Genomic DNA, 11,354 nt, shown 5'->3' with positions numbered 1-11,354 from the left:
CCTCGAGGTGGCGCGGCTGCTCCGCCAGCGCACGGTCACCGTAATGCCGTTGTCGCTCCAGATCGCCAACGAGTTGACGGGAGCGCCCGGTGTCCGCCTGCTGATGCCCGGCGGCGAACCGAGACCGGGTGAGCTGGCGATGGTCGGCCCGCTGACGCTGGCTTCGCTGCGGGCGGTGCGCTTCGACGTGGCGGTGCTGAGCCCGTGTGCGTTCAGCGTCGAGGCCGGGTTGACCGCATACGACCTTGACGATGCCCAAGTGAAGCAGCAGGCGCTCGCTGTGGCCACCCGCTCGATGGTCCTCATCGACGGTGACAAGTGGGATCGCGCCGCGCTCGCCTTCGTCTGCCCTGCCGATCGACCTGATCTCATCGTGACCGATTCCACCTCGCCCGAAGAGGGACGCACAGTACTCGCCCAGCGCGGCGTACTGGTGCAGATCGCCGGGCAGCAACCGGAAGGCTCCTCTTGACCGCCGCAGGCACTGCCGACACCAGTACTCCGACCTTGGGCGCGCCGCCGCGGGCGGCCCGGGTGGCGACCTGGATCTACTTCGGACTGAACGGGTTCGCGATCGGTATGTGGGTGGTGCACATCCCGAACGTCGAGCAGGCGACCGACATCTCGCACAGCACGCTCGGCCTCCTGCTGCTGGTCCTCGGTGCCGCGGCCTTCATCGGCATGCAGGTCGCCGGTGACCTGGTCGACCGCATCGGGCAACGGCGGCTGGTTCCGGCGGCTGCGGTGTTGCTGGGGATCGCGCTGTTCGGGCCCGGCCTGGCCAACAACTGGTGGACGCTCGGGCTCACGCTGGTGGCGGTCGGCTTCGCCAACGGCGCGCTCGACGTCGGCATGAACACGCATGCGGTGGTGGTCGAGCGGCTCTATCCGCGCCCGATCATGGCGGCCTTCCACGCGATGTGGTCGATCGGTGGGGCGTTCGCGGCGGGGATCGGCGCGGTCGCCTTGAGGCTCGACGTCCCGACCGAGGTCTCGCTGGGCGCGTGCGGTGCCCTCATCATCGTGGTCGCGCTCGCCACCGGCCGCTACCTCCTCGGGGACGCTCCGGTGGAGAAGGTCGCTCCGGTGGAAACAAGCGCTCCCCAAGAGCTGGAGGTGGCGCCGCCGTCCTCGAAGCTGGTCTGGCAACTCGGCGGACTGGCTTTCGGCCTGATGCTCGCCGAGGGGGTTGCCAACGACTGGGCCGCCCTGCAGTTCCGCGACGTCCTCGGCACCTCGACCAGTACTGCGGCCTACGCGTACGGCGCCTTCGCCGTGGCCATGACCATCGGCCGGTTCGCCACGGACCGGGTGGCGGCGTTGATCGGGCCGACGGCGATCGTCCGCTACGGAGCCGCGCTGGCCGCGATCGGACTCGCGCTGGTGATCGTGGCCCCGTGGGTGCCGCTCGCCCTGGTCGGCTGGGCACTGTTCGGCCTCGGTCTGTCCGGTGGAGTGCCACAGCTCTTCACGGTTGCGGGCAACCTCGACGCGCGAGCGACCGGCGTACTGATGGCTCGTGTCGTCGGGCTCGGGTACGTCGGACTGCTCGCGGGGCCGGCGGTGATCGGTGCGCTGGCGCACTGGATGCCGCTCAACATCGCGTTCGTGCTGCCGGTGATCCTGTGCGTTCTGACGGTGGTTTTCGCGTCAGTGATGAAGTCGGCCGAGCCCGCCAAGGAGACCGCGGTCAAGCCTTGAGGGCCTGCTCCAGGTCGGCCCAAAGGTCGGCGGGGTGCTCGATGCCGACGGACAGGCGGATCAGGTCCTCGGGGATGGTCGGTACTTCGATCGCCCAGCGCCGGCGGCGTTCTAGCATCGACTCGACCCCGCCGAGGCTGGTCGCGTGCACCCACAACGACGTGCTCTCGCAGACCCGCTGAGCGCCGGCCGCATCGCCGCCCAACTCGAACGACAGGATCGCGCCGAAGCCGGACATCTGGGCGGCCGCCCGCGCATGGCCCGGGTCATCCGCCAATCCGGGATAGCGCACGCGGCTCACCCGCGGGTGGTCCAGCAGGCGCTCGGCGAGGAACGCCGCGTTCGATTGAGCTCGATCTAGTCGGAGAGCGAGAGTCCGGAGGCCGCGCAGGGCCAGCCAGGCTTCCATCGGGCCGGGGATCGCGCCGAGGCTGCGCCGACGTCCTTCGAGAGCGGTCCACAGCGAGTCATCCGCGGTGATGATCGCGCCCAGCAGTACGTCGGAATGCCCGGCGATGAACTTGGTCGCCGAGTGCATCACGATGTCGGCGCCGAGCTTCAGTGGCTGCTGCAGCAGTGGCGTCGCGAAGGTGTTGTCGACGACGACGGTCGCGCCGGCCGCACGCCCGGCGGCCGAGATCGCCGGCAGATCGGCGACCTCCATCGCGGGGTTGGTGGGCGACTCGACCCACAACATGTCGGCGCCGACCACGGCGGCTGCCACTGCGTCCGTGTCGGCGATGTCGACGCGGGTGACCGAGAGCCGCCCCGTTGCCGCTTGCTGATCGAGCAAAGCCAGCACTCCGCTGTACGCGTGCTGCGGAGCCACCACCCGGCCGCCGACCGGCGCGAGATCGCAGATCGCGGCGACCGCGGCCATTCCTGACGCGAAGGTCAGACCTCGTCCGCCTTCGAGCTGACCCAGGGTCTCCTCGAGCGCCGCCCAGGCCTCGTTGTCGAACCGCCCGTAACCGCGGTCTCCGCCGGCGATGTAGGTCGAGCTGAACACCGGAGAAGGCCCGAGGGGCGCATCCGGGACCCGAGCAGGACGCCCGGCGTGCACGACAACGGTCGAGGGATCCAACTCAGCGCTCATACCCCGCATCCTCCCAACCTCAACCCCCACAGCTCCGGGTCGGGGGCCGCTTACGTCCGAAGAACCGCGGGGCAGGCCCCCCGGTTCTTCGGACGCAACCGAGGGTGCGCGGGGTCAGTGTTCGGCGGTGGGGAGGGGGATGCCGCCGCCGCGGAGGACGCCCATGGCTTCGCGGGCGAGGTCTTTGACGTCGGTGCCGTTGGGGTTCTCGGCCCAGGTCTGGACGACGATCTCGATGATGTTCATCGTGGTGCCGGCCGCCAGCGCCGCGATGAACTCGACCGTGTCACCGGGTGCCAGCCGGCGGATCAGCTCGTAGGCCAGTTCGTTGCGCCATCGCCAGGTCAGGTCGGCCAGGTGGGTGCTGAGCGAGTTCGTGTCGCCGGCCAGTTCGTAGACCATCCGGACCCGGTCCGGGTTGCTCTCCATCTGGTCCAGCACCCGATCGATCACGCCCTGCAGCGAATCCGGCAGATCGGCGTCGGCGGGCTGCTCGCGGAACCACTCGAGCGAGCCGAACAGGCTGTCCTGGACGAACTCCAGGACGAGGGTCTCCTTGGTCGGGAAGTACCGGTACAGCGTGCTCGGCCCGACCTCGGCGGCGGCGGCGATCTGCTCGACCGTGGTCCGGCCGAAGCCGTGCTCGGTGAACAGCTCGAAGGCCTTGTCCGAGATCAGCCGGCGGGTCCGCTCCCGCTTCAGCTCGCGCAGTCCCATACCCATCCCCATGCCACTACCCCGCCTGGTCCGCTCGTGCGGGCAGCGTACACGCCGCCGACCCGCCGAGGGTTGATTTCAAACGACATGCGCTGTCATATGGTAGTCACTGTCAAATTATCTGACCAGAGCATCTGGGGGTTCTGCCGATGACCGAGACACCCGCCTTCCCGAGCACCCGCCCGGGCCGCTGCCCGTTCGACCCCGCCACCGGGTACGCCGAGCTGCGCGAGACCGACGGCCTGGCGAAGGTGTCCACGCCGGCCGGTGTGGACGCGTTCCTGATCAGCCGGTACGACGACGTCCGCGCCGTACTCGCGGACCGCCGGATGAGCTCGCAATCGGCACCCTCCGGTCACATGGAACCCCAGCTCGATCGGCAGCGCGAGGTCGAGTCCGGCTCGATCCTGCAGAACGACGGCGCGCAGCACACCCGGCTCCGCCGCCTGCTGACCAGTGAGTTCACCGTCAAGCGTGTGCAGGCGCTGCGGCCCCGGATCGTGGAGCTGATCGAGGACCACCTCGACGCGATGCTGGCGAGCGACGGACCCGTCGACCTGATCGAGGCGTTCGCCCTGCCTATCCCGTCCCTGGTGATCTGCGAGCTGCTCGGCGTCCCGTACGCCGAACGCGACGAGTTTCAGCGCCGGAGCGCGATCCTGGTCGCGGTGGACGTCGACCAGGAAACCGCGGATCAGGCCTTCGAGGAGCTGGGGGAGTATGTCGCCGGTCTGGTTCTGGCCAAGCAGGCCAAGCGTGAGGACGACCTGTTGTCCCGCTTGATCACCCGGAGCGAGGAGCAGGACGAACCGCTCACCGTTGAGGAGCTGGTGTCGATCGCCGTCGTCCTGCTGATCGCCGGCCATGAGACGACGGCGAACATGATCGGCCTCAGCACTCTCGCGCTGCTCCGCGACCCCGACCAGCTCGATGCCCTGCGCAACAACCCGGAGCTGGCCCCGAGCGCGGTGGAGGAGATGCTGCGCTACTTGTCAGTGATCCAATTCGGGTTGTTCCGGCAGGTGCAGGAGGACATCCCGCTAGGCGACGAGACGATCAAGGCGGGCGAGTACCTGATCGCGGCGCTCGCCGTCGGCAATCGCGACGAGCGGATGTTCCCGGACCCGGACCGGATCGACCTGTCCCGCAAGGCATCCAAGCACCTCGCCTTCGGCTTCGGGCCACACCAGTGCCTCGGGCAGCAACTGGCCCGGGTGGAACTGCAGGAGGTCTTCAGCCGGCTCTACCGGCGGATCCCCACGCTGCGACTCGCTGTGCCGTTCGAGGAGATCAAGTTCAAGAACAACACCATCGTGTACGGCGTGACCGCCCTGCCCGTCACCTGGGATCGCTGAGAGGAGACGTTGATGATGGACGTCACCATCGACCAAGAGGGCTGTGTCGCGGCGGGTCAATGCGTCCTGGCCGCCCCGGACGTGTTCGACCAGCGGGACGAGGACGGCGTGGCCGTGCTGCTGCAGAACCCGTCGGCCGACCAGTACGACGCTACGCGCGAGGCGGCGCTGCTCTGTCCGGCCAGGGCCATCCAGTTGAGCGAGTGATGGAGCACATCGTGATCGTCGGGGCGTCGGCCGCCGGCTCGACGACTGCCCAGACGCTGCGCCGTGAGGGCTTCGGGGGAGCCCTCACGGTGATCGGCGACGAACCACATCTCCCGTACGACCGCCCGCCGCTGTCCAAACAGGTTCTACTCGGAGCTTGGGCCCCCGACCGAACCAGCTTCGGCCCAAGTACGACGTACGCGGAGCAGGGGATCGAGCTGAAGCTGGGCAGCCGGGCGGATCGGCTAGACCTGGACAGGCGGACGGTAGAGCTGGCGACGGGGGAGCAGGTCGCCTACGACCGTCTGGTGGTAGCCACTGGGGTCCGGCCGATTCGGCTTCAGCAGGGGCACGAGCTCAAAGGTGTGCATCTACTGCGGACGCTCGACGACGCAATCGAGCTCCGCAAGGCTCTGGTGGAAGCTGCATCGGTAGTAGTGGTCGGAGCGGGTTTCCTTGGATCCGAGACCGCTGCGGCCGCACGGCAGCTCGGCTGCGACGTCACGCTGGTAGATGTGGCTCCGGCGCCTATGGCTCTGCAGTTGGGGGCTGAGGTGGGCTGGATGATCGCCGACCTGCACGCGAGCAACGGTGTGCGTGTCATAGGCGGCAGCAAGGTCACGTGCCTGCACGGCACGACTGCGGTCGAGGCAGTAGAGCTTGCGGACGGTACGAAGGTGAAGGCAGACGTCGTACTGATCGCAGTCGGCTCCAGACCGGCCACGGAATGGCTGGACGGTTCCGGGCTGCCGTGCGCGGACGGCGTACTCCAAGACGAGGCGCCGGCCGACGTCTATGCGGCCGGCGATGTGGCCCGCTGGAGCAGTCGGCGGTTCGGTCAGTCCCTGCGGCTCGAACACCGGTTCAACGCGACCGAGCAGGCCGTGCACGTGGCCCGGCGGATCCTGGGAAACGACGATCCGTTCGACCCGGTCCCGTACTTCTGGACCGACCAGTACGACGCCAAGATCCAGGTGTACGGCGTGGTCCCACCCGACGCGCGCCTCGTCGTCACGCAGGGAGATCCGGCCGCCCGGAAGTTCGTCGCTCACTACGTGTCACAGGGCCGGCTGAGCGCGGTACTGGGCTGGAACATGCCCCGGGAAACCCGCCAGGACCGGGCACTACTGACAGCAATCTGAAGAGGTCTTAACTAAACCCTGGTCAAAACCGCAGCCCAGGGCCGCTATCGTCGAGCCGGTGAGTGAGTACTCGAGGGAAGAAAAAAGCAAGCCCCGGATCGCTGTGGTTTTCGGCGGCCGGTCGAGCGAACATGCCATCTCCTGCGTGACCGCGGCGAACGTGCTGCAGGTGATCGACCGGGAGAAATACGACGTCGTCCCGGTGGGGATCACCACCAGCGGCCACTGGGTGCTGGAGAGCGGCGACCCGGAGCGGTTGTCGATCACCGACGGCAAGCTGCCGGAGGTGGACGTGACCGCGCTGCCGGTGCTGTTCGGTGCCGATCGTGAGCTGGTCGTCACCGAACCGGGCGAAGTGCCGGCCACGCTGGGCGAGGTCGACGTGGTCTTCCCGCTGCTCCACGGCCCGTGGGGCGAGGACGGCACGCTGCAGGGACTGCTGGAGATGTCAGACATCCGGTACGTCGGCTCTGGCGTACTCGCGAGCGCGGTCGGGATGGACAAGCACTACATGAAGGTCGTCTTCCAGGCGGCCGGCCTCGAGGTCACCCCGTACGTCGTGATCCGCGACCGCGACTGGTCCCGCGATCCGCAGGCCAGCCGGGACGCTGTCGACAAGCTCGGCTACCCGGTGTTCGTGAAGCCGGCCCGCGGCGGTTCCAGCCTGGGCATCAGCAAGGTGAACAGCCTGGCCGAACTGGACGACGCGGTCGCCGAGGCCCGTGCGCACGACCCGAAGGTGATCGTCGAGGCGTCGGCCAAGAACCCGCGCGAGATCGAGGTCGGCGTCCTGGGCGGGCTGAACGGCGGCAACCCCGAGGTCAGCGTCTGCGGCGAGATCACCGTGTCCGGCGGTGGGCACGACTTCTACGACTTCGAGACCAAGTACCTGCCGGAGGGCGAGGAGTACACCGCGCTCTCGGTGCCGGCCGATCTGCCGGCCGAGATCGTGGCGGAGGTCCAGGCCAAGGCGCTGACCGCGTTCGACGCGATCGAGGGCGAGGGGCTGGCCCGGGTCGACTTCTTCCTGGACGCGGACGGCCGGGTGATCATCAACGAGATCAACACCATGCCCGGGTTCACCCCGACCAGCATGTTCCCCCGCCTCTGGGCCGCCTCCGGGGTGGACTACCCCGCTCTCGTCGACCGCCTCCTCACCCTCGCCATGACCCGCCCCACCGGCCTCCGCTGACCGCTGATTCGCTGATCGCTTACGTCCGAAGAACTGGCGGGACGTCCCTCCAGTTCTTCGGACGCAGCGGGGCTTGGCGTGCTAGAGGCGCGCTGCGCGGCCGTTGAGGTAGCGCTGCTGTGGCAAGCTCGTCGTCCGGGTCGCCGCCTCCTCGTACGCCGCACGTGCCCCCACCGGATCCCCTGACATCTCCAACAGATGAGCCTGTACTGCGAACAGCCGGTGGTCCGCCGCGATCCGCTCGTCCCCTTCGATCTTCGCCAGCAACGCCAGCCCCGGACCAGGCCCGCGGGCCATTGCCACGGCGACAACGTGGTTCAACGCCACCATCGGGTTGTCCGACAGGTGCAGCAGCACCTCGTACAGCGCGACGATCTGATTCCAGTCGGTCTCGTCCGCTGTCGGCGCCTCGTCGTGAACTGCAGCGATCGCGGCCTGCAGTTGGTAGGGACCGATCGGCCCGCGCGGGAGCGCCTCGGTGATCAGGTCGACCCCTTCATCGATCGACGAGCGGATCCAGAGGGACCGGTCCTGATCGGCCATCGGGATCAGCTCACCGCCGGGCCCGGTTCGAGCCGGCCGGCGTGCGTCCGTCAGGAGCATCAACGCGAGCAGCCCGGCCACCTCGTTGTCGTCCGGGAGCAGTTTGCGCACGATCCGGGCCAGGCGGATCCCCTCGGCCGACAGTTCGACTCGTTGAAGACTCGGACCCGTCGTACTGGAATAGCCCTCGTTGAAGATCAGGTAGATGACCTTGAGGACCGCGTCCAGTCGCTCCGCCTGGTCCGATGGCAGCGAGAAGCGTGCGCCGCTCGTCTTCACGCTTTGCTTGGCCCGGGTGATCCGCCGGGTCATCGTTGCCTCTGGCACCAAGAAGGCCCGGGCGATCTCGGCGGTGGTCAGACCGCCCACGGCGCGCAAGGTCAGGGCGATCTGCGACGCGGCCGACAGGGACGGGTGGCAGCAGAGGAACAGCAGGATCAGCGTGTCGTCGGACGACGACTCGGCCGGTTTGTCCGCGCCGGGCGCCAGCCAGTCGTCAGGCAGCACCCACTGGGCGACCGTGTCCTCGCGCCGCTGTCGGGCCTGTTCGCTCCGCAACAGGTCGGTCAGCCGGCGGGATGCCACGGTGATCAGCCAGGCGCGCGGATTGTCCGGACGCCCCTCGGACGGCCATTGCTGCGAAGCCGCGAGCAGAGCCTCCTGCACGGCGTCCTCCGCGGTGTCGAAGTGCCCGTACCGCCGGACGAGCGCGCCGAGGACCTGCGGCGCCAGCTCCCGCAACAGGTCCTCGAGCGCAGCCCCGGACATCAGACCTCCCGGCCCTTCGGTGTGGCCCCGGCCATCAGCCGACCAGCTCCTCCCGGCCTTCCACGAGCGGCCGGACGTCGGCGTACGCGGTGGCGCGGACGAACTCGGGGGCAGGGGTGTCGGCCAGCTTGGCGGCGATCTCGGTGGCGCGGTCGAAGCTGTCGCACTCGACGATCCAGTAGCCGGCCAGCACCTCCTGGGTCTCGGCGTACGGGCCGTCCGTCACCACGGTGCTGCCGTCCTTCGTGCCGAGCCGGCGGGTCAGCACCGGTGCGGCCAGCCCGCGGGTCTCGACCAGTTCGCCGGACTCGATCAGGTCGTTGTTGAACTTCTCCATGAACGCGCCCATCGCGGCGAAGTCCTCGCCGGTCCAGGCGGGCTTACCGGTGTCCTTGCCGGCCATGCCGTCGTAGTCCTGCTGCGAGGCGTAGCTCAAGATCATGTACTTCATCGGAATCTCCCGTCGTCCGGCACCACTCTGGTGCCTCTCACCCGGTACGTCGATGACCACACCCGGAACCGGACACGCACCGGCTGGGAACACCCCCTGCATCAGGTGCAGGGGGTGATCAGCTTGTTGTGGGCGAGGACGGCGTCCGAGACGTCGGTGAGGGCGTTGGCCTCGGGGCGGTACTTGTTCGGGACCGCGATCTCCAGATAGACCGCGCGGCCGATAGTGGTGAAGATGACGCCATTGGTGACCTCCTTGGCGAACCAGCCGACGCCGTTCACCTCGAAGCACTGCGACTGCGCCTCCGCCATCCCGGCCGGCGCTGCGACCCCACAGGTCACCTCGATCGGCGGATCGCCGTACGCCGTCGTCAGCGGGCTCTGAGGCTCGGCCTTACGGCGCTCGGCATCCAGCACCTTCGACGGCAGGGCCTGCACCAGTGGTGCGCAGGCAGCGGCCACCTCAGGCGCCGGCGACGGTACTGCGATGTCGACGGGCCCGGGGCTGCAGGCCGTGAGGAGAACGGTGGAAACGACCGCGGCCGCAGCGGCCCACCGCCTGGCGGGTCGCGTGGAGGCAGGCCGCTTGGCGGCGCGTGCGTCCACGGGCCGGTGCAGGGCGCGTGCGTTCACAGGCCGGTGCAGGGCGGCGCGTGGGTCCACGGGCCGGTGCGGGGCGACGGTACGAGCGGTGATCGGGGTCAGATGTGGACGACGGGGCAAGTCAGCGTGCGGGTGATGCCGGGCACGTTCTGCACCTTCGCCACGACCAGCTTGCCGAGCTCGTCGACGTTCCGGGCCTCGGCGCGGACGATCACGTCGTACGGACCGGTGACGTCCTCGGCCAGGGTGACGCCCTGGACCTCGGCGATCTGCGCTGCCACATCGGCCGCCTTGCCGACCTCGGTCTGGATCAGGATGTAGGCCTGGACCACCACGTCGTTCTCCACTCAGTCGTCCTCAGCTGGCTCCCGAGCCACGGTACTGCGAAGCGGCCGGGCGTACTCTTCGTTGCTCGGTCACCGTACCGCCTAGACTCCGTGAAGCGATATGGGAGGTCTACTGACGTGACAGAGACGTTGGGAAGCACTGGTGAGTTCGGCCTGATCGAGGCCATCACCAAGAGCCTTCCCCAAGGTGAGGACGTCCTGGTCGGGCCCGGTGACGACGCGGCCGTGCTGGCGGTGCCGGACGGCCGGCTGGTGATCACCACCGACCTGCTGATCGAGGGCCGGCACTTCCGCCAGGACTGGTCCTCGGCATACGACGTGGGCCGCAAGGCCGCGGCCCAGAACCTGGCCGACGTGGTGGCGATGGGCGCCCGGGCGACCTCGATGGTGGTCGGGTTCGGCGCGCCCGCGGACCTGCCGACCGCGTGGGCACTCGAGCTCAACCAGGGCCTCGCCGACGAGGCGGAACTGCTCGGCGTCAGCATCGTCGGCGGCGACACAGTCCAGTCCGACAAGATCGTCGTCTCCGTGACGGCCTTCGGTTCCCTCGACGGCCGTGCGCCGGTACTGCGGTCCGGGGCGCGCCCCGGCGACGAGGTGGCCGTGGTCGGGCGGCTGGGCTGGGCCGAGGCGGGGTACACCGTGCTCACCCGGGGTTTCCGGTCTCCGCGCACGGTCGTGGAAGCCCACCGCCGGCCGCAACCGCCGTACGCCGAAGGTCCGCGGGCGGCGATCGCGGGTGCTTCGTCGATGTGCGACGTGAGCGACGGGCTGATCGCGGATCTGACGCACATCGCGCAGGCCAGCGAGGTGGTGATCGACGTCCGCTCGCTGGCGCTGACGATCCCCGAGCCGCTGCAGGCGGTCGCCGCGGCGACAGGTCTGGACGCGCTGGCGTTCGTGCTCAGTGGCGGCGAGGACCATGCCCTGGTCGGCACCTTCGAGCCGGCCGACGTACCGGACGGCTGGACCGTGATCGGCTCAGTTGCCGAGGGCAACCAAAACCTGCCGGCCGGCACGGTCACCGTCGACGGCGCCACCTACACGGCGACCACCGGCTGGGGCCACTTCAGGAGCTGACCATGCCGACCACACAGAAGCCGGGCAGACCCACCGCTCAGGAGCTGGGCCGGCCGATTGTTCGCGAGCTGAGCGGGATGATTGTGGTGGAGGTGTTGTCGTGAGTGGTGCGCCGCCGAGGGTGCTGACGATCGCCGGGTCCGACTCCGGGGG

Annotated in this window: 13 protein-coding genes; 7 read left to right on the top strand and 6 right to left on the bottom strand. The window is 68.9% G+C overall.

Features of this window, described 5'->3' with window-relative positions:
* Both VFG33_RS17760 and VFG33_RS17755 read left to right on the top strand, forming a co-directional pair.
* Positions 1-472 (top strand): DeoR/GlpR family DNA-binding transcription regulator (locus VFG33_RS17760; RefSeq protein ID WP_414672961.1); only part of this gene is annotated, 472 nt, incomplete at its 5' end.
* On the top strand, positions 469-1,701 hold the full coding sequence (locus tag VFG33_RS17755) for an MFS transporter (RefSeq protein WP_325053998.1): 1,233 nt from the start codon (positions 469-471) through the stop codon (positions 1,699-1,701). The genes VFG33_RS17760 and VFG33_RS17755, both read left to right, overlap by 4 nt.
* On the opposite strand, the gene VFG33_RS17750 is transcribed toward VFG33_RS17755, so the two are convergent.
* On the bottom strand, positions 1,691-2,797 hold the full coding sequence (locus VFG33_RS17750) for a trans-sulfuration enzyme family protein (protein WP_325053997.1): 1,107 nt from the start codon (positions 2,795-2,797) through the stop codon (positions 1,691-1,693). The genes VFG33_RS17755 and VFG33_RS17750 overlap by 11 nt on opposite strands.
* 114 nt (positions 2,798-2,911) lie before the next feature.
* A complete protein-coding gene (locus tag VFG33_RS17745) occupies positions 2,912-3,526 on the bottom strand; it encodes a TetR/AcrR family transcriptional regulator (RefSeq protein WP_325053996.1) in 615 nt (204 codons plus the stop codon).
* Between the two features lie 137 nt (positions 3,527-3,663).
* Here VFG33_RS17745 and VFG33_RS17740 point away from each other — a divergent pair, with 137 nt between their 5' ends.
* The 4 genes from VFG33_RS17740 to VFG33_RS17725 are packed head-to-tail and all read left to right on the top strand — an operon-like array spanning position 3,664 to position 7,410.
* The gene (locus VFG33_RS17740; protein ID WP_325053995.1) at positions 3,664-4,869 is read left to right on the top strand and encodes a cytochrome P450; all 1,206 of its coding nucleotides are present in this window, start codon (positions 3,664-3,666) and stop codon (positions 4,867-4,869) included.
* Positions 4,870-4,881: 12 nt separating this feature from the next.
* Positions 4,882-5,076, top strand: a complete 195-nt coding sequence (locus VFG33_RS17735) for a ferredoxin (RefSeq protein WP_325053994.1) — start codon at positions 4,882-4,884, stop codon at positions 5,074-5,076.
* Positions 5,076-6,218 carry an NAD(P)/FAD-dependent oxidoreductase gene (locus VFG33_RS17730; protein WP_325053993.1) on the top strand — a complete coding sequence of 381 codons (1,143 nt, stop codon included), beginning with the start codon at positions 5,076-5,078 and terminating at the stop codon, positions 6,216-6,218. Before VFG33_RS17735 ends, VFG33_RS17730 begins: the two co-directional genes overlap by 1 nt.
* Before the next feature lie 58 nt (positions 6,219-6,276).
* Complete coding sequence (locus VFG33_RS17725; RefSeq protein ID WP_325053992.1) at positions 6,277-7,410, top strand: D-alanine--D-alanine ligase family protein; 1,134 nt, start codon at positions 6,277-6,279, stop codon at positions 7,408-7,410.
* Between the two features lie 81 nt (positions 7,411-7,491).
* Here VFG33_RS17725 and VFG33_RS17720 read toward each other — a convergent pair whose 3' ends face one another.
* From VFG33_RS17720 to VFG33_RS17705, 4 genes are all read right to left on the bottom strand, one after another.
* Complete coding sequence (locus VFG33_RS17720) at positions 7,492-8,721, bottom strand: RNA polymerase sigma factor (protein ID WP_325053991.1); 1,230 nt, start codon at positions 8,719-8,721, stop codon at positions 7,492-7,494.
* Positions 8,722-8,755: 34 nt separating this feature from the next.
* Positions 8,756-9,172: a YciI family protein gene (locus VFG33_RS17715; protein ID WP_325053990.1), complete on the bottom strand. Its 417-nt coding sequence runs from the start codon at positions 9,170-9,172 to the stop codon at positions 8,756-8,758.
* 101 nt (positions 9,173-9,273) lie between these two features.
* Positions 9,274-9,804, bottom strand: coding sequence for a DUF3515 domain-containing protein (locus VFG33_RS17710; protein WP_325053989.1), 531 nt, complete (start codon positions 9,802-9,804; stop codon positions 9,274-9,276).
* 68 nt (positions 9,805-9,872) lie between these two features.
* Positions 9,873-10,109 carry an Lrp/AsnC family transcriptional regulator gene (locus tag VFG33_RS17705; RefSeq protein ID WP_026163142.1) on the bottom strand — a complete coding sequence of 79 codons (237 nt, stop codon included), beginning with the start codon at positions 10,107-10,109 and terminating at the stop codon, positions 9,873-9,875.
* A gap of 129 nt (positions 10,110-10,238) precedes the next feature.
* Here VFG33_RS17705 and VFG33_RS17700 point away from each other — a divergent pair, with 129 nt between their 5' ends.
* On the top strand, positions 10,239-11,201 hold the full coding sequence (locus VFG33_RS17700) for a thiamine-phosphate kinase (RefSeq protein WP_325053988.1): 963 nt from the start codon (positions 10,239-10,241) through the stop codon (positions 11,199-11,201).
* Positions 11,202-11,354 lie beyond the last annotated feature (153 nt).

Source organism: Kribbella sp., assembly GCF_035687465.1.
GTDB lineage: Bacteria > Actinomycetota > Actinomycetes > Propionibacteriales > Kribbellaceae > Kribbella.
Note: the sequence above shows the minus strand (reverse complement) of the source record. Positions and strands in the feature narration are given on the sequence as shown.